Annotated in this window: 5 protein-coding genes; 2 read left to right on the top strand and 3 right to left on the bottom strand. The window is 70.1% G+C overall.

The window, feature by feature from the left end; all coding sequences use genetic code 11:
- Positions 1-5: 5 nt before the first annotated feature.
- The 3 genes from NWFMUON74_RS12005 to NWFMUON74_RS12015 are packed head-to-tail and all read right to left on the bottom strand — an operon-like array spanning position 6 to position 3,906.
- On the bottom strand, positions 6-1,595 hold the full coding sequence (locus NWFMUON74_RS12005; RefSeq protein ID WP_187687888.1) for an NAD(P)/FAD-dependent oxidoreductase: 1,590 nt from the start codon (positions 1,593-1,595) through the stop codon (positions 6-8).
- A gap of 49 nt (positions 1,596-1,644) precedes the next feature.
- Positions 1,645-2,877 (bottom strand): cytochrome P450 family protein, encoded by a 1,233-nt coding sequence (locus NWFMUON74_RS12010; RefSeq protein ID WP_187687889.1) that lies wholly within the window; start codon positions 2,875-2,877, stop codon positions 1,645-1,647.
- 15 nt (positions 2,878-2,892) lie between these two features.
- Positions 2,893-3,906, bottom strand: a complete 1,014-nt coding sequence (locus NWFMUON74_RS12015; protein ID WP_187687890.1) for a methyltransferase — start codon at positions 3,904-3,906, stop codon at positions 2,893-2,895.
- A 190-nt stretch (positions 3,907-4,096) separates the two neighbouring features.
- Here NWFMUON74_RS12015 and NWFMUON74_RS12020 point away from each other — a divergent pair, with 190 nt between their 5' ends.
- Together NWFMUON74_RS12020 and NWFMUON74_RS12025 are read left to right on the top strand one after the other, a co-directional pair.
- Positions 4,097-13,741 carry a non-ribosomal peptide synthetase gene (locus tag NWFMUON74_RS12020; protein ID WP_232110973.1) on the top strand — a complete coding sequence of 3,215 codons (9,645 nt, stop codon included), beginning with the start codon at positions 4,097-4,099 and terminating at the stop codon, positions 13,739-13,741.
- Positions 13,738-19,230, top strand: coding sequence for a non-ribosomal peptide synthetase (locus NWFMUON74_RS12025; RefSeq protein WP_232110974.1), 5,493 nt, complete (start codon positions 13,738-13,740; stop codon positions 19,228-19,230). Before NWFMUON74_RS12020 ends, NWFMUON74_RS12025 begins: the two co-directional genes overlap by 4 nt.
- Positions 19,231-19,233 lie beyond the last annotated feature (3 nt).

Here is a 19,233-nt window from a genome sequence, read left to right on the forward strand (position 1 = left end):
CCGGGTCAGGCGAAGGTCTGGGTGATCCACCGGGGTGCCTCGGTGCGGGACCACCGCATGAACTCCATCGCCTTGTCCTGGCTGATATCGACGTAGCGCAGTTCGGGATTGCCGTGGGGCAGGTAGTCGGGGAAGAACCGCTCGCGGTTGATCCGGTCGATGATCGCTGTCGCGGCGGCCGCGGGGGACAGCTCACCCCGCTCGACCGCCTCGCAGGTCTCGCGCGCGGTGGTCAGCAGGCCCCGAATGGCTTGGGCCAGTGCGGAATCGCCGCGCTCCAAGGTCCGGAACACCTGATCGTCCTGACCGGCGACATACCGGGACAGCGTGTGTTCCAGCGCGGCGTCGGAGTAGAAGCTGTAGGTGTGCCACACCCGGAAGATCGCGTCCCACAGCGCGTAGTCGCGGAAGCCGACGTACGACGAATAGGCGAGATCGTCGTGCACGTCGAACATCCGCTGCTGTAGGGCGTCGAGACCGGCGAACCGCGCGGTCGACCAGTCGTCGTCGCGGGCCGCCTCGATGATCCGCCAGGCCAGCGCGTTCACGGTCTGGAAGGAGTTCGCGAGCCCCCGGGAGAACAGCGCGTCGATCGCTCCGGCGGACTGTGCGGTCAGGCAGAAGCGGTCACCGACCGTGCCGGAGGCGGAGTACTGCAGCCGCCCGGTGCTCACCCACGGCCGCACGGCCGCCGCGGACTCGAACTGCTTCGCCACGGCCGGGAATCGCTCCAGGAAGTCGGCGAACTCCCGCTCGGGCGCGTCGCGGTCCTCGGTCACCGCGTCCCCGGTCAGGGTGAGACCCACACTGCACAGCGGGTTCGTCGAACGGTCGTTGTTGTCGAACGGAATGACCCAGAGCCAGCCGCCGTCGAAGATGTGGTGCAAGGTGCCGTTGTGCCACCGGCTCGGCTGGCCGTATCGCACCGGGGCGACCTCGTCGAAGGGCTCGACGCCGATCATGTGGGTGAACAGCGAGCGCGAGTGGGTGCGCGCCCGCGTGGGTTGTTCGCGCAGCCCGAACCGCTCGGCCAGCACGGAGCGGAAACCGGTGGCGTCCACCAGGTATCGGGCGTTGAACGTCTCGCCGGATGCCGTGCGCAACTCCGCGCCACGATCCGCGTCGATGTCGATGTCGTGGATTCGGGTGTTCAGCCGGGGCACCGCGCCGTAGCGCACGGCGAGATGGAACACGTACGAGTCGATGTCCTGGCGAAACCAATGCGCTTCGGCGCGGCGGTAACCGGAGGCCAGGACTACCTGGTTGGCCTTGGCCGGGTCGGCCGGGCGGCCCTGCTCGTGGTAGACGAAGCCGAAGTTCTGCTTCTGCCCGCAGGTCTTGGCGACATGCTCGGCGGTGTCCTCGAAGTTGGCCAGCGCCTTGAATTCCGGGATGTCGTAGCGCTCGGCCAGCACGTGCATCGTGGCCGTCGCGTGCGGAATGGTGGATTCGCCGACCACGAAGCGCGGATGTACGCCCGCGTCGATGAGCAGCACCTCGAGGCCGTGGCGGGCCAGGATCGTCGCCAGGGTGCTACCCGCGATCCCGGCTCCGAGGATGGCGACGTCGTAGGGGGTGTCGGTCGGGGGTGTCATGGCTCGAACTCCTAGTGCTGTCGTGTGTGCGAAAGACGAGAGGGCCGGGTCAGGGCCGCACCGGCAGGCGGCGCAGGCCGCGCAGTCCCATGCCTGGGCGCCAGCGCAATTCGGCGGGGTCGGCGGCCAGGCGCAGCGCGGGCCAGCGCGCGACCATTGTGGTGAGCGCGACGGTGACCTCCGTGCGCGCGAGGGCGGCCCCGAGGCAGTTGTGGATGCCGCCGCTGAACCCGAGATGGGGGCGGGGCTCGCGATGGATATCGAAGCGGTGGGGATCGGGGATATGGGCCGGGTCGCGGTTGGCGGCGGCCGGGAACACCAGCACCCGCTCGCCCGTGCCGATGTGGCGGCCGGCGAGTTCGAACGGCTCGACCGCGTAGCGCGCTGTCGCCGATTCCACCGGGCCCCAGTAGCGCATGGTCTCTTCGACTGCGGCAGCGGACAATTCGGGGTCGGCGCGCAGGGCCGCCCACTGCTCGGGGTGGGTGAGCAGGGTCAGTGCCGCGCTGGCGATCAGGCTGGCGGAGGTCTCGAAACCGGCGGCCATGAGCAGGCCGAGCATGGCCATCAGTTCGCCGTTCGACAGCGTGTCCCGGCCGGACGCCGGATGCACCAGCCTGCTGACCAGATCGTCGCCGGGGTCGTCGCGCTTGAGCAGGATCAGGTCGCGGGCGTAGCCCTCGAGTTGCGCGCGCAATTCGGGATCGGGGGCCGACAGTGGGGTGGAGGCGGACGCCGCCCGCACCGCGAGGACGTGCAGGCCGGGATGCCACGCCTCGGGGAAGCCGAGAATCTCGCCGAGCACGGTCAGCGACAGCGGATAGGCGTAGGCGTGCAGCAGATCCACGGTGCCGTCACCGGCCGCTGCCGTCTGCTCCGCCGCGCCCAGCAGTCGTTCGGCGTGCCGGATCACGGTGGGGCGCAAGGCCGTCACCGACCTGGACGTGAACGCCTGCTGCGCGGCGCGGCGCAGCCGGGTGTGCTCCGGCGGGTCGGACAGCAGCATGGTGTGCGGGGCGCCCGGCAGCTGGGCCGCGGCCCGTGCCGCGCGCTGCGCGGGGGACAGCAGCGTGCGCGGATCGTTGGCGAGCCGGGTGTCGTGCAACGCGGCCTTGGCCGCCGCGTATCCGGTGACCATCCAGAACCCTCGCCCCGGTTGCTCGGGCAGTTCGACGAGGGTGACCGGGGACTGCGCGCGTAGTTCGTCGTAGAGGGTGTGGGCTCGTTCGTGGAAATCCTCGGCCAGCAGGTCCACCACGATCGGGCGGGGTTTGTCGAGCATCGGGTGACGTTCCGTTCAGGCCGGTGTTGCCTCGATCAGCGAGTACGACGTGGGCAGGATGGTCGGGTGCATCGCGGTGACCGTGAAACCGGCACGGCGGCAGAGGCTTTCGTACTCGGCGCGGGTGCGTTCCTGCCCGCCCATATTGACGAGCATGCTGATATCGGTGAGGTACGGGGCCGGGTTCGAGGTGTCGACCACGTCGGGCAGGACGGATTCCACGATCAGCAGCCGCCCGTGCTCCGGAATCACCGTGCGGCACCGCTCGAGGATGGTCACGCAGCGGTCGTCGTCCCAGTCGTGCAGGATGTTCTTGAGTACGTAGGCATCGCCGCCCTCGGGGACGGCGGTGAAGAAGTCACCGGACTCGACGCGGCAGCGGTCGGCGACGCCCGCGGCGCCGAGGGTGGCGGCGGCCTCGGCGACGCCGGTCACCGAGTCGAACAGGATGCCGCGCAAAGTGGTTGTGCCGCGCAGGATTTCCGACAGCAGGGTACCGTCGCCGCCGCCGATGTCGACGACGGTGTGGTGCCGGGTGAAGTCGTAGCTCACCGGGACAAGTTGCGCGATGGGCAGGCTGACCTGCCGCATGGTCGCGTTGAACCGCTCGGACAGCTCGGGTTTCGTGGCGAGGAAGCCGAAGAAGTCGACACCGTACAGCCCCTCGAAGGTCGGCTGCCCCGTGCGAACCGCCTCCTCGGTCAGTTTCCAGGAGTCCAGCAGGGCGGGGTCGGTGAACAGCAGTACCGCCGCGGCCTGAGAGTCGGGGCGGTCGGTGCGCAGTGGCTGGCCCGCCTCGCCCAAACGGAATGTGCCCGGCCGGGTTTCGACGACCAGCTCCAAGGCGGCCAGGGCCCGCAGTAGCCGGGCGAGCGAGCCGGGGTGGGTGCCGGTGGCCTCGGCCAGTTCGGTGTAGCCGCGTTCGGCGTCACCCAGATGATCGGCGAGTCCGAGGCGGGCGGCGGTGCCGACCACCTGGGAGCAGATCGTCCCGAACATCATGTTCATCAGTCGCAGATGAGCTGCCATGCCTGTCTTTCTGTGCCGCCGAAGCTGTTTGCCGCGTGTGTGTTTCGTGTCTCCGCGCCGGGGAGCCCGTCTTGACCGGCCCTGGTCGGACGTCGTAGATTGTAGCACTAATGAAAATGGTTATCGTTTGCTGGTTGGGATTGTGATGCGGGAACAGGTCCGTTTGCCACTCGTACGCACGACGAAAAGGGTGGATTGGACTCACGACCCGGACGGATTTCGGCGCGAGGTCAGCGAGCTGACCGGCGTGCCGGTGGCGGAGTTGACCGACGACGCCGACCTGCTGGAGCTGGGGCTCGATTCGGTGACCGTCATGCGCATCTCCGGGCTCATGCGGCGCGCGGGCAGCCGCGTGGAGTACCGGGATCTCGTCCGCGAACCCACGCTCGGCGCATGGTGGAAGTTGCTGCGCCGCAACGCCTCCGACGCCGCGCCGGAGGCCGTCGGCGTGACCGGCTCGGATCCCTTCCCGCTGGCGGTGATGCAGCACGCCTTCTGGATCGGACGGGCGCCGGGCCAGCAGCTCGGCGGCGTCGCCGCGCACTTCTACAGCGAATTCGACCATGCGGGCGGCGTCGAGCCGCAGCGGCTGGCGCGCGCGGCCCGCGCCCTGATCGCCCGGCACCCGATGCTGCGGGTGGCGATCGACGCCGAGGGTTTGCAGCGGGTGACCGACGGTGGCTCGTGGTCCGGGCCGGTCGTCCATGATCTGCGGGAATTGCCTGAGCCGGAACGTGTTCGGCGATTGGCCGAGCTTCGCGACCTGCTCTCGCATCGGAGCATGGACGTCGGCGCGGGGGAGGTGTTCGATCTCCAGGTCTCGCTGCTGCCGGAGGGCCGCACCAGGGTGCACCTCGACCTGGACATGATCGCCGCGGACGCGCTGAGCCTGCGCAATATCCTCGCCGACCTGACCACACTGTACGAGCGCGGGCCCGCGGCGCTGCCCCCGCTGGGATACAGCTACCCGCAATACCTCACCGACCGCGGCCGAGCCCGCGCGGCGGCCCGCGAGCAGGCGCGCGCGTGGTGGCAGGAGCAACTGCCGAAACTGCCTGCCGCGCCGGAACTCCCGCTGCTGACCGCGGCGGAGGCCGACAGCGGCGCACGGGTGGACCGGCGCCGTCACTGGTTGTCCCCCGAGCGCGCGGCGCGGCTGCGGGAACGGGCCCACCGCGCCGGACTGACCACCGCGAGCGTGCTCGCCACCGTCTTCGCGGAAACGGTCGGCGCCTGGAGCGGTACCGACCGGTTCCTGCTGAACCTGCCGGTGTTCGATCGGGAACCCCTGCACGACGACGTGGATCGCATCGTCGGCGACTTCTCCAGTTCGGTACTGCTAGACGTGGACCTGTCCGCCTCGATGTCGGTGACCGCGCGGGGGCGGGCGATCACCGAGCGGCTGCGCGAAGTGCTCGGATATGCCGCGTACACCGGCGTCGAGGTGCTGCGGGACCTGAGCCGGGCAGGCGGCGGGGAACGGGTGCTGGCGCCGGTGGTCTACACGAGCGCGCTGAGCCTGGGCGAGCTGTACGCCCCCGAGGTCCGGCAATGCCTGGGCGAGCCGAGCTGGACGGTCTCGCAGGGGCCGCAGGTCTGGCTGGACGCGCAGGTGACCGAGTTCGACGGCGGCATTCTGCTCAATTGGGATGCCCGGGTGTCGTTGTTCCCGGCCGGAATGCTGGACGCGATGTTCGACGCCTACGTGAGTTTCGTCGAGCTGTTGCTCGCCGACGACGAGGCGTGGGACCGCGAGGCGCCGTGGCCGGTCGCCGGGCGACGCTACGGCGAGGTCACCCTCGCCGCGGCTGCGCCGTTGCACCAGCGGTTCTTCGGCCGGGCCGCCGCCGAACCGCAGCGAACGGCGTTGCTCGCCGACGGCGCGGAGATCTCCTACGGCGAGCTGGCGCTGCGGGCCCGCCGCATGGCTCGGCTGTTGGCAGACAAGGGAATTCGCCGCGGCGACAGTGTGGCCGTCACGTTGCCCAAGGGGGTCGAGCAGATCGTGGCGACCCTGGGTGTGCTCGCCGCGGGCGCGACCTACGTGCCCTCGGGTATCGATCTCCCGCTCGCGCGGCGGGAGCGGATCTATCGCACGGCGGGGGCCCGGCTGGTGGTCACCGACCGGGAGACCGCGGCCGCGGGATCGTGGCCCGGCGACATCGAGGCGGTCTTTCCGGAACAGTCCCGCGACGTGGACCCGCTCGCGGAGATCGTCGAGGTGGACCCCGAGGACGTGATGTATGTGATCTTCACATCCGGTTCCACCGGCGCGCCCAAGGGTGTCGAGGTGCCCCACCGGGCCGTCGCCCACACCGTCGACGCGGTCAACGATCGGTTCGGCATCGGCGCGGACGACCGCACGATCGCCTTGTCCGCCTTGGATTTCGACCTGTCGGCCTACGACCTGTTCGGCTTCCTGGCGTTCGGCGGCTCGGTGGTGGTGGTCGAGGAGGCGCTGCGTCGCGATGCCGCCGCCTGGGCGGAGTTGATCCGCCGGTGGGACGTGACGGTGGTCAGCGCCGTCCCCGCGCTGCTGGACATGCTGTTGACCGCCGCCGCGGACGCCGGGCTGGGAACGGCGCTGCGGGTGGTGATGCTCGGCGGCGACCGGGTCTCCGTCGACCTGCCCGATCGGCTGCGCCGGCTGGCGCCCGGATGCCGGTTCGCCGGTCTCGGTGGGATGACCGAGGCCGCCATCCACGCGACCGTCTGCGAGGTCGGCACGGTCGACCCCGGCTGGTCGAGCGTGCCGTACGGGGTTCCGCTGCCGCACGCCGACTGCCGGGTGGTCGACGCGCACGGCCGGGACTGCCCGGACTGGGTGCCCGGTGAGCTGTGGGTCACCGGCGGCGGGCTGGCGCACGGCTACCGCGGCGACCCGGCGCGCACCGCCGAAAAGTTCGTCGAGCGGGCCGGGGTCCGCTGGTACCGCACCGGGGACCTGGTGCGATACCGGCCCGGCGGAACACTGGAGTTCCTCGGCCGCACCGACCACCAGGTCAAGATTCGCGGGCACCGGATCGAACCGGGTGAGATCGAGGCGGTCCTGGCGGAACATCCGGAGATCGTCGCGGCGGCGGTCGCGGTGGTCGAGCATCCGACTCGGGCGCTGGGCGCGGTCGTCGTCGGGGACGGCCCCGCCGACGCGGCGCTGCGGGCCTGGCTGGGTGAGCGGCTGCCCGGCTACATGATTCCCCGCCGCTTCGTCCGCGCGGCGAGCCTGCCGATCACTCGCAACGGCAAGATCGACCGCGCCGCCGTGCGGGCCGCACTCGTCGCGGCCGACAGCGGAACCGGTGCTGCGGCAACGGCAGAACCGGCTCGCGGCGGGCTGCCGTCGAGCCGTGCCGAGCACATCGTGGCCGAGGCGTGGGCCGCGCTGCTCGGCACCGACCGGATCCGGCGTGACGACGACTTCTTCGCGCTCGGCGGCGACAGCCTGCTCGCCACCCGGCTGGTCCGGCGCCTCGCCGCCGACGGTGTGGCGGCCGACCTGGCGCAGCTGTTCACCAACCCCACGCTCGCCGCGTTCGCCGCGACCCTGACGTCCGGCCCGGCCGCGCCGGCTCCGGCGATCACCGCCGACCCCGAGCATCGGTACGAGCCGTTTCCGCTGACCGATATTCAGACCGCGTATTGGCTGGGCCGGTCGGCGGATTTCGACCTCGGTGGTATCGGCGCACACCTGTACATCGAGTACGACTGGCCCGATCTGGATCCGGAGCGGCTGGAGCGGGCCTGGAACCGGCTGATCGACCGGCATGCCATGCTGCGCGCGGTGATCGGGGCCGACGGGACGCAGCGGGTGCTGGAAACCGTTCCCGCATATCGGATTCCGGTGGTCGACGACGATGTGGTCGCCGTCCGGGAGCGGCTCTCGGGCAGTACCCTCGACGCCGCGACCTGGCCGTTGTTCGATGTGCGGATCGTTCGCGACGGTGAGAACACGCGTGTCTGCGCTGTTTTCGACACGCTGATCGCCGACGGTCTGAGCGCGCTGGTGCTGCTGTCGGAGTGGACGCGGCTGTATGCGCATCCGGACAGCGAATTACCCGGGCTGGGACTCGAGTTTCGCGACTACGTAATCGGCTGCGCCCCTACCGAAGAACAGATTCAGGCCGGTTTGGCGTATTGGCGTGCGCGGGCGGCGGAGTTGCCGCCGGGGCCGCAGTTACCGTTGCGGGTCGCTCCGGCGGCGGTGCGGCGGCCCCGGTTCACCCGCCGGGAAGTGCGACTGGAACCGGAGCTCTGGCAGCGGATCGTGAAGCGCGCCAGAGGTTTCGGAGTGACACCGAGTGTGGTGTTGCTGGCGTGTTATACGTGGGTGCTGGGCGGGTGGAGCGCGCAGCGGGAGTTGACCGTCACGCTGACCCGTTTCGACCGTCGCGAGGTGCACCCCGACATCATGCGGGTGGTGGGCGATTTCAGTTCGCTGCTGCTGGTGGCGGATCATCCGGCCGAGCAGGAGAGCTGGCTCGGGCGGGCGCGGCGGCTGCAGCGGCAATTGTGGAGTGACCTGGACCATCAGCAGGTGTCGGCGGTGCGGGTGCTGCGGGAACTGGCGCGCGAGAGCGAGGCGGCCGCCGAGCCGGTGCCGGTGGTCTTCACCTCGATGCTGGGCGTGGACGACGAGCTGGCCCGGTCCGTGCGGTGGCCGGATCACCTGCGGACCCAGACCCCGCAGGTGTGGCTGGATCATCAGGTCGTCGAATTGCCCGACGGCCTTGTGCTGAGCTGGGATTCGGTGGACGAGCTGTTCCCCGACGGGATGGTCGAGGAGATGTTGGCCGCTTACCACCGGCTCGTCTGTCTGCTGGGCGAGGTGGATTGGGAGCAGCCGCTGAGCGAAGCGCTGCCGTTGCTGCCGCTCGAGCAGCGGACCGTCCGTGATCGGGTCAACGACACGGCGGGGCCGGTGCCGGGCGATGTTCCCGGTGGCGGGTTGTTGCATACGTCGATGTTCGATGTCGCGGGCGCGGATCCGGATCGGGTGGCGGTCATCGACGGTGAGATTGTCGTCCGTTTCGGTGAATTGGCCGAACGCAGTCGGCGGATCGCGGCGCTGCTGGTCGCGCACGGGGTGCGCCCTGGTGATGTGGTCGCGGTGTCCATGGCTCGGGGGGCCGGGCAGGTGGCGGCCCTGTACGGCGTTCTCGCCGCCGGCGCCGCGTATGTTCCGATCGCGAAAGACCAACCGGCGCAGCGTCGTGACGCGATCCTGGCGCAGGCGGGCGTGGCGGTCGTGCTGACCGATGACATCGCCTCCGAGGCCGATCGGCGGGTTGCGGTCGAGGAAGCGCGGCACCATGATCCGGCCCCGGTATATCGCGGGTCTGTCACCGATCTCGCGTATGTCATCTTCACGTCCGGTTCCACCGGTGTGCCGAAGGGCGTCGAGATCGAGCACGGCAGTGCGGTGAACACGCTCGACGATGTGCGATGCCGCTACGGCATCGGCGCGGGGGATCGGGTATTGGCCGTCGCCGCAACCGATTTCGACCTGTCGGTGTTCGATCTGTTCGGTGTGCTGGGCGCCGGTGGCAGTGTGGTGGTCGTCGCCGATGAGGAGCGGCGGGATCCGGCTCGGTGGCTGGCGTTGGTGCGGGAACATGGTGTGACGGTGTGGAACAGCGTTCCGGCCATGCTCGATATGTTGCTCACCGTCGCCGAGGCTGGGGCCGGTCTGCCGCCGACGATGCGGTTGGCGCTGGTGTCCGGCGACTGGGTGGGACTGGATCTGCCGGGCCGCCTCGCCGCGATGTCGGACAGGTGCCGTTTGATCGCGCTGGGCGGTGCGACCGAGGCGTCGATCTGGTCGAATTTCTTCGAGGTAGAGACCGTGGATCCGGAGTGGACGTCGATCCCGTACGGTCGGCCGCTGCGTAATCAATGTTTCCGGGTGGTGGACGAGTACGGCCGGGACCGGCCCGATTGGGTGCCGGGTGAGTTGCTGATCGGTGGCGCCGGGGTTGCCCGCGGCTATCGGGGAGATCCGCGGCGCAGCGCGGCCGGTTTCTTCGACGACGGCGGCATCCGCTGGTATCGCACCGGGGATCTGGGCCGGTATCGGCCGGACGGCGTGCTCGAATTCCTCGGCCGGGCCGACCGCCAGGTGAAGATCCGTGGACACCGGGTGGAACTGGGGGAGGTGGAGCACGCGATCAGTGCCCACCCCGACGTCCGTCGGGCGATCGCACTCGCGGTGGGGGAGCGTTCGCGGGCGCGGCTGGTGGCTTTCGTGGAACCCGCTGTACCCCAGGACATGCCGGGCTTTCTGGCCGACCGGGTGCCGTCGGGGTGGATGCCCGAACTGATCGCGTTGCCGGACCCGCCGCTGACCGCCAACGGGAAGGTCGATCACGCCGCACTGGTACGACACGCCGAGACGGCGGTAGCCGCGAATGCGACCGAATCGCGGGCGCGAGAGCTGTTGCGGCCGGGCCTGGAGACGCGGATCGGAGCGATCTGGCAACAGGTGCTCGGGGGCGACCTGCCCGACCGGGACACCAATTTCTTCGGCGCGGGCGGCGATTCGCTCTCGGCCACTCGGCTGGTGAGCCGGGTCGGCCCCGAACTCGGCCGCATCGTGACCCTCCGGGAATTTTTCACCAGCCCGACCATCGCCGGGCTCATCGACAACAGCCCGCACACCCTGGATTCCGCATCGGACGAACGGCCGCGAGGTTCGGCTCCGGTCCGCTCGCTGACGACCGACGCGGCGCACCGGCTGGATCCGTTCGCGCTGACCGATATCCAGGTCGCGTACTGGCTGGGCCGGTCGCGCGAATTCGACCTCGGCGGTATCGGCGCTCAGTTGTACTTCGAATACGACTGGCCCGATCTGGACCCGCAGCGGTTGGAGCGGGCCTGGAATCGGGTGATCGACCGGCATGCCATGTTGCGCGCGGTGGTCGGTGCCGACGGGACGCAGCGGGTGCTGGCCGACGTCGCGGAGTACCGGATTCCGGTCATCGACGCCGGTGCCGATTTCGACGGCGTGGCCGCGGCGCTGCGAGAGGAGATGGCGGGCGGGACTCTCGATGCGGCGGTGTGGCCGCTGTTCGACGTGCGAGTCGTGCGCGATGGCGAAAAGGCCCGCGTGTGCACGGTTTTCGACAGTCTGGTAGTCGACGGCCTGAGCGCGCTCGTGCTCATCTCCGACTGGCTGCGATGGTATGCCGACCCGGAGCTCGAGTCCGCGCCGCCGGCCCTCGAGTTCCGCGACTATGTGCTGAGCTGTGCCCCCTCGGACGACGAGGTCGAAGCGGCGCTGTCGTACTGGCGGGCACGGTTGCCGGAACTGCCGCCCGGTCCGCAACTGCCACTGCGAATTCCACCCGCCGCGGTGGAACGCCCCCGGTTCCGGCGCCGGGAAGTGCGGCTGGCGCGGGAGCCGTGGCGTCGAATCGTCGAGCGCGCCCGGAGTTTCGGCGTGACACCGAGCGTGGTGCTGCTCGCGTGCTACACCTGGGTCCTCGGCGGATGGAGCGCCCAGCGCGACCTGACCGTCACCTTGACCCGCTTCGACCGCCGCGACGTGCACCCCGACATCATGCGGGTGGTCGGCGACTTCAGTTCGCTGCTGCTGGTGGCCGATCGCCCGGCGGCGCACGAGAGCTGGCTCGGCCGCGCCCGCCGGCTGCAGGAGCAGCTGTGGAGCGACCTGGACCATCAGCAGGTGTCGGCGGTGCGGGTGCTGCGAGAACTCGCCCGCGACAACGCGGTACCGGTCGAGCCCGTACCCGTGGTGTTCACCTCCATGCTCGGTGTCGACGACGAGCTGGCCCGGTCCGTGCGCTGGCCGGACTACACCCGTACCCAGACTCCGCAGGTGTGGCTGGACCATCAGGTCATCGAACTGCCGGACGGCCTGTTGCTCAGCTGGGATTCGGTGGACGAACTGTTCCCCGACGCGATGGTGGACGACATGTTCGCCACCTACCATCGGCTGCTGGATCGGCTCGGCGAGGTGGACTGGGAGCGGCCGCTGAGCGAGACACTGCCCGTGCTGCCGCCCCATCAGCAGGCAATCCGCGAACGGGTCAACGACACCGCGGGGCCGGGCGATGTCGCGGGCGGCGGGTTGCTGCATACGTCCATGTTCGATGTCGCGGTGGCGGATCCGGACCGGGTCGCGGTGATCGATGGCGACGTCGCTGTCGGTTTCGGCGCCTTGGCCGAGCACAGTAGGAGGATCGCGGCGTTGCTGATCGCGCACGGCGTGCGTCCTGGCGATGCGGTGGGGGTGTCCATGCCACGGGGTGCGGCGCAAGTGGCGGCGTTGTACGGCGTCCTCGCCGCCGGGGCGGTGTATGTCCCGGTCGCTGAAGACCAACCGGTGCGGCGTCGGCACGCGATTCTCCACCAGGCGCAGGTCTCGGCCGTGCTGACCGACGACACCGGAAGTCCCGATCGACACCCCGGTGACGTGCCGGTGGTGGCCATCACCGACGCGCGACTGCACGATCCCGCCCCGGTGTATCGGGGCGCGGCCACCGATCTCGCGTACGTCATCTTCACCTCCGGTTCGACCGGGACGCCGAAAGGCGTGGAGATCGAACACGGCAGCGCCGTGAACACCCTCGACGACCTCCGGGGCCGTTACGGCATCGGCGCGAAGGATCGCGTGTTGGGCGTCGCGGCAACCGATTTCGATCTGTCGGTGTTCGATCTGTTCGGTGTGCTGGGTGCGGGTGGCAGTGTGGTGGTCGTCGCGGACGAGGATCGGCGTGACCCGGGCCGATGGGCCGCCCTGGCACTGGAACATGGTGTGACACTGTGGAACAGCGTTCCGGCCATGCTCGATATGTTGCTCACCGTCGCCGAGGCCGGGGCCGGTCTGCCGCCGACGATGCGGTTGGCGCTGGTGTCCGGCGACTGGGTGGGCTTGGACCTGCCGGGCCGCCTCGCCGCGATGTCGGACAGGTGCCGTTTGATCGCGCTGGGCGGTGCGACCGAGGCGTCGATCTGGTCGAATTTCTTCGAGGTCGAGAGCGTGGACCCGGAGTGGACGTCGATCCCGTACGGCCGCCCGCTGCGTAACCAGCGTTTCCGGGTGGTGGACGAGTACGGCCGGGACCGGCCCGATTGGGTGCCGGGTGAGTTGTGGATCGGTGGCGCGGGAGTGGCCCGCGGCTATCGTGGCGAGCCCGGCCGCACTGCTGCCGTCTTCTCCGAGGTCGCCGGTGTGCGCTGGTATCGCACCGGGGATCTGGGCAGGTATCGGCCGGACGGCGTGCTCGAATTCCTCGGCCGCGCCGACCGCCAGGTGAAAATTCGCGGGCACCGCGTGGAACTCGGCGAGATCGAGCAGGCGATCGGCGCACATCCCGACGTCCGCCGGGCGATCGCCCTCGCAGTGGGTGAGCGTGCGCGGGCGCGGCTGGTCGCCTTCGTGGAACCTGCCGTGCCCGAGGAGCTCCCGAACTTCCTCGGTGATCGCATCCCCGCCGCCTGGCTGCCCGAGCTGATCCCGCTGCCCGAACCACCGCTGACCGGCAACGGGAAAATCGATCACGCCGCCCTGCTGCGTCGCGCCGAAACCACTGTAGACACAACGATTTCCGAGCGGGACGAGCCGATACGTCCGGGCCTGGAAACCCGGATAGCCGAGGTCTGGGCGGACCTCCTCGGCGACCCGCCGACCCGACGGCACACGAGTTTCTTCGCCGCGGGCGGCGATTCGCTGTCGGCCACCCGACTCGTCAGCCGCCTCGGCCGTGAACTCGGCCTCACCGTGAGCCTGCGCGACTTCTTCGCCGACCCGACCCTCGCCGGGCTCACCCATGACCAGCCCCAATCCGGTATCGACCTCGAAGAAGGTGTGTTGTGAACGTCTCCGACCTGGTAACCGATCTACGACAGCGCGGAGTTCACCTCTGGGTCGACGGCGCGCAGTTGCGGTTCCGCGCCCCCCAGGGCGTCCTGACCGCCGAACACCGGGACCAGTTGGTGGCGCACAAGCCCGCCGTGCTGGAGTACCTCGCCCAGGACCAGTCGGTGATCGAGGTGTCCGCCGATCCCGCCGCCGCGCACGAACCGTTCCCGTTGACCCCGGTGCAGTCGGCGTACCTGATCGGCCGCGACCCCACCTACCCGTTCGGGGGTGTCGCGTGTGCCGCCTATCTCGAAATCGAGTATGCCGGTGTCGATCCCGAGATTCTGGAGCGGGCGTGGAATGCCCTCGTGCGCCGGCACGACATGCTCCGGGCGACCGTGCACAGTGACGGCTACCAGCAGGTCGCCGCCGCCGTGCCGGAGTATCGGATCCCGGTGACCGATGCCCGCGGCGCGGACCCGGCCGCCGTCGACACCCTGCGCGACCGGCAACGCGACGAGCTGCTGGGCCCGGCCACCAGCACCGATACCTGGCCGCTGTTCGCCCTGCGCATCACCCGCACCGACACCGCGAGCGTGCTGCATCTGCTGGTGGAATTGCTGGTGGTCGACGCCGCGAGCGTGCAACTGCTGCTGGCCGAACTCGACGAACTGGTCCACGCGGCCGGGGACGATGCGGCGCTGCGGCCCGCACCCGCGATCGGTTTCCGCGACTACATCCTCGGTGTGCAGCAGCTGCGCAACGGATCGCGGTACCAGCGCGACCGCGCCTATTGGCAGCAGCGGATCGAAACCTTGCCCGCCGCACCGGAACTGCCCACGCGGCCGACCGACGACGGCGCGAACACCGATCCCGGTTTCGACCGGTTACAGCAATGGCTGCCCGGCTCCGTCCTGGCCGGATTGGCCCGCAACGCGACCCCGCACGATCTCACCCCGTCCGGGGCGGTGCTGGCCGCCTACGCCGAGGTCATCGGGCGCTGGAGCCGGAGGCGGCGGTTCACACTGAATCTGCCGGTGTTCAACCGCCTTCCGGCACACCCCGAAATCGGCGCGGTGCTGGGCGATTTCACCTCCGTCAACCTGCTCGGCATCGACCTCGACGAGCAAGATACCTTCGTCGGCCGGGCCCGCCGGATCGCCGCCCGGTTGTTCACCGATCTCGACCACCGACTCTTCGACGGCGTGGAGGTGCTCAGCGAGCTGACCCGCCGCGCGGGCAACCCGGTGCTCATGCCCGTGGTGTTCACCAGCACCCTCGGCGGAGCCGACGCCGGCGCGGGCTCGCCTCGTGGCCGGATTCTGCGCGGCCTCACTCGCACGCCGCAGGTATGGCTCGACTGCCAGGTGACCCCGTACGACGACGGCCTCATGATCGCCTGGGACGTGCGCCGCGACGTGCTGGCCGGAACCACCGCGGCCGACGCCTTCGCGGCCTTCATCGATCTCGTCACCCGGCTGGCCGACGACCCCGCGGCCTGGACCGAGCCGTACCCGGTGGCGCTGCCGCCCGCGCAGCGCAGCCGCCGCGACGCCTACAACGACACCGCCGCCGCGGTGCGGCCACGCCTGCTGCAGCAGCGGATTCTCGAGCGGGCCGACACCGATCCGGACGCCCCCGCGGTGTTCCATCGCGACGAGGTGATCGGGTTCGCCGAATTGCGCCGCCGCGCAGCCGCTTCGGCCGTCGCCCTGCGCGAGGCCGGTGTACAGCGCGGTGACCGGGTGGCGGTCCTGATGGAGAAGGGACCCGAACAAGTCGTGGCCGTGCTCGCGGCCTTGGTGGCCGGGGCGGCGTATGTCCCGATCGAGGTCACGCAGCCGATGGCGCGCCGGGAGCGGATCATCGACCGTGCCGGCGCGGCGGTCGTGCTCACCCAGTCCTGGCTGGCCGAGGCGGGCGAGGTGCCCGCGGCCGCCCGGCCGGTGGCCGTCGACCTGCTGCCGGGGATCGACACCGTGCCCGAACCGACCGGCGATCCGGAGGATCCGGCGTACGTCATCTACACCTCCGGTTCCACCGGGGAACCGAAGGGCGTCGTCACCACCCATCGCGCGGCGGCGAACACCATCGATGACATCAACGAGCGGTTCGCCCTCGCGTCCGGCGATCGGGTCCTCGGGGTGGCGAGCCTGGCCTTCGATCTCTCCGTGTGGGACATCTTCGGTGTGCTCGCGGCCGGTGGTGCCGTGGTGCTCCCGGAGCAGAACCGCGCGACCGATCCGTCGCATTGGCTGGAGCTGGTGCGGCGGCATTCGGTCACCCTCTGGAACAGCGTGCCCGGGCAGTTGCAGATGCTGCTCGACGTCCTCGACGGCGAGCCCGCAGCCGACTCACTGCGCCTGGTGTTGTTGTCCGGCGATTGGATTGCGCTGGACCTGCCCGACCGGATGCGCGCGAACCACCCGGGTGTACAGGTGGTGGGCCTGGGCGGGGCCACCGAGGCGGCCATCTGGTCGATCCATCACCCGGTCGGGACAATCGACCCCGAGTGGCGCAGCATCCCCTACGGCACCCCGTTGCGCAACCAGACCATGCATGTGCTGGACGACGCGCTGCAGGACTGTCCCGAGCATGTCACCGGCGAGATCTACATCGGCGGAATCGGCTTGGCCGAAGGGTATCTGGGGGAGGCCGAGCTGACCGACCAGCGATTCCGGCGCCATCCGCGCACCGGCGCCCGCCTGTACCGCACGGGCGACCTCGGACGGTTCCACCCGGACGGCCGGCTGGAATTCCTCGGGCGCGAAGACACTCAGGTCAAGATCCGCGGCCACCGCGTCGAATTGGGTGAGGTGGAGTCGGCGCTGCGCCGCCATCCCGCCGTGGCCGACGCCGCGGTGCTGGTCGACGGCCGGGGCCCCGCCGCGCGGCTGCTCGGCTTCGCCGAGATCGCGACCGACGGCTCCGGCGATCCCGGCCTCGGCGAGACGGCCGCGGCCGAAGTGCTCGCCACCGCCGAAAACGCCGCTGCCGCAGCTCACGACGACATCGACGGCGAATCGTTCGTGGCGCTGATGCAGGCGGTCGACGAGATGGCCATGTTGTCCATCGCCGCCCAGCTGCGCGCCGCCGGTCTGTTCGACGATCGCGAGCGTGCCTACGACATCGCCGAAATCGCCGCTGCCACAGGCGTTTCCGATCGACAGCACGGCCTGCTGAAACGCTGGCTGGCCGCCCTCGCGGACGGCGGCGCGGTGGTGCACGAGCCCGGAACCGGCCGCTACCGCGACCTGATCGCGGCCGGTCCGCGAGCGGTCGAGGCGGCGTGGCGGCGCATCGACGAGCTGGAGGAGATCGTCGGCTACGGCAGCGAAACCCTGTCCTACATCCGGGCCTGTAGCAGCCGGCTGGACGAGCTGTTGCGCGGCGAACTCGACGTGCGGGAATTGCTGTTCCCCGCCGGGAAACCCGGCGCCGCGCATGCCGTCTACCGGACGAATCTGGTGGCGCGCAGTGCGCACCGCATCGTGATCGACACCGTGCGGGAGGTGGCTCGACGCACGCCGCACCGGTTGCGGATGCTCGAAGTCGGCGCGGGTATCGCGGGTACGAGCACCGATCTGATCCCCGCCCTGGCGGAGTTCGAGCCGGACTACCGGTTCACGGACGTGTCGGAGTACTTCCTCGGTGAGGCCCGGAAGAAGTTCGCCGAGTATCCGTGGGTTCGGTACGGACGCTTCGACATCAACGCCGACGCGCTGGAGCAGGGGCTGCGGCCCAATTCGGCCGACGTGATCCTGTGCGCGAACGTTCTGCACAACTCCGTCGACGCCGACGAGGTCCTGGCGCGGCTGCGGGACCTGCTCGCGCCGGGCGGCTGGCTGATCTTCCTCGAACCCACCCGGCAGCACAACTACGCGCTGCTGGTGTCGATGGAATTCGAATTCTTCAGCGAACTCACCGCCTTCACCGATGTGCGCGCGGGCACCGGGCAGGCGTTCTTCACCCGCGAGCAATGGCTGCGGCAACTCGACGACGCGGGCGCCGATCACGTGCGTGTACTGCCCGCCGAGAACGAGCCGCTGGCGGCCTCCGGCCAGGGTGTCTTCATCGCCCGGTTCAAAGGTGAGCGGCGTACGGTGACCGAACAGCAGCTCACCGAGCACGTGGCGGCACTGCTTCCCGACCATATGGTCCCCGGCGAAATGCATCTGCTCGACACCTTGCCGCGCTCGGCGAACGGGAAACTGGACCGCAAGGCCCTGGCCGGGCGCGCCGCCGCCGTCCCGGCCGCCGCCGCGGACTCGGCCTATGTACCGCCCGCCGACGAGATCGAGCAGCGGATCGCGCAATTGTGGCAGGAAATGCTCGGCGTCCCACGGGTCGGGCGTGACCAGAATTTCTATGCCCTGGGCGGTGATTCGCTGCTGTTGTCGCAGATGGTCGGGCGGCTGCGGGAACGGGTGCCCGAGGTCGCCGACATCGAATGGCAGGAACTGCTGCGGGATATGCTGCGCAATCCCACCGTCGCCGCGCTCGCCGCCCGCCGCCACCGTGCGGAGGCCGCCGCGTCGCCGGCGGTGCCGCGGACAGCCGTGCGGTCCCTGGGCGGTGTGTCCGGGCACGACAGCGGCGCCTGGGTGCTCGTGCACGGCGGTACCGGCACACTGGCGCCCTATCAGGCGCTGCTGCCACACCTGCGCTCGGCGCATCCCGGCGCGTTGCTCGGTCTCGAGGTGACCGACCCGGCACGGTATCTGAATCTTCCCGCGGACACCGTGATCGCCAGGCAGGCAGCCGATTACGCGACGGAGCTGCTCGAGCACGATCGCCGCTTCCGGATCATCGGATACTCGGTCGGCGGCCTGCTCGCCGCCGAGATCGCGCGCACCCTCACCGAGGCGGGCGCGACGGTGGACGAGCTGACGGTGATCGGCTCCTATCAGCCGCCCGCAGTGCATGACGAACTGCTGGTCGAGTACATCTTCGCGCAGGCCGTGGGGGTCGACCCGGCGGCAGCCGGATTCCCGTCCGACACAGCGGCGTTCGAGACGGCGCTGCGCATTGTCCTCGACCGCACCCCCGACCGGGTGCCCGCGGGCGCACTGACGGATCTGAACGGCGCCGCGGCCCCGCTGGCCGCGAAACTCCGTGATCTGGCGAGGGTGCCACGAGCCGACCGCGTCGCCGCCCTGCACGCCGCCGCCACCGGCGCGACCGGACCGTACGTGTCCGGCGGGGTCGCGCTGGACGAATTCCGCAGGCAGTTCGACATTTTCGCGCACAACCTGCGGGCCATGGGCGCTCACCGTGCCGAACCCTATTTCGGCCCGATCCGCGTACTGCGCAACAGCGAGTCGGCGACAGCGCTCGGCGCCGGCTCGGAGGTGGACCGCTTCTGGTCGCGGATCGGTCTCGGCGAGCTCGTCATCGAGGACATCCCCGGCGACCACCTCAGCGCCATGTCCGCCACCCACGCCGCCACCCTGGCCGCCCGCATCACCACCCCGCTCCCGGCCTCCAGCATCGAGCAACCGTGACCG

The sequence above is a fragment of the Nocardia wallacei genome, from assembly GCF_014466955.1.
GTDB classification, from domain to species: domain Bacteria; phylum Actinomycetota; class Actinomycetes; order Mycobacteriales; family Mycobacteriaceae; genus Nocardia; species Nocardia wallacei.

Excerpts from the sequence above, each read along its gene's own strand:
- NWFMUON74_RS12005 (WP_187687888.1), bottom strand. The coding sequence starts at position 1,595 with ATGACACCCCCGACCGACACCCCCTACGACGTCGCCATCCTCGGAGCC.
- NWFMUON74_RS12015 (WP_187687890.1), bottom strand. The coding sequence starts at position 3,906 with ATGGCAGCTCATCTGCGACTGATGAACATGATGTTCGGGACGATCTGC.
- NWFMUON74_RS12010 (WP_187687889.1), bottom strand. The coding sequence starts at position 2,877 with ATGCTCGACAAACCCCGCCCGATCGTGGTGGACCTGCTGGCCGAGGAT.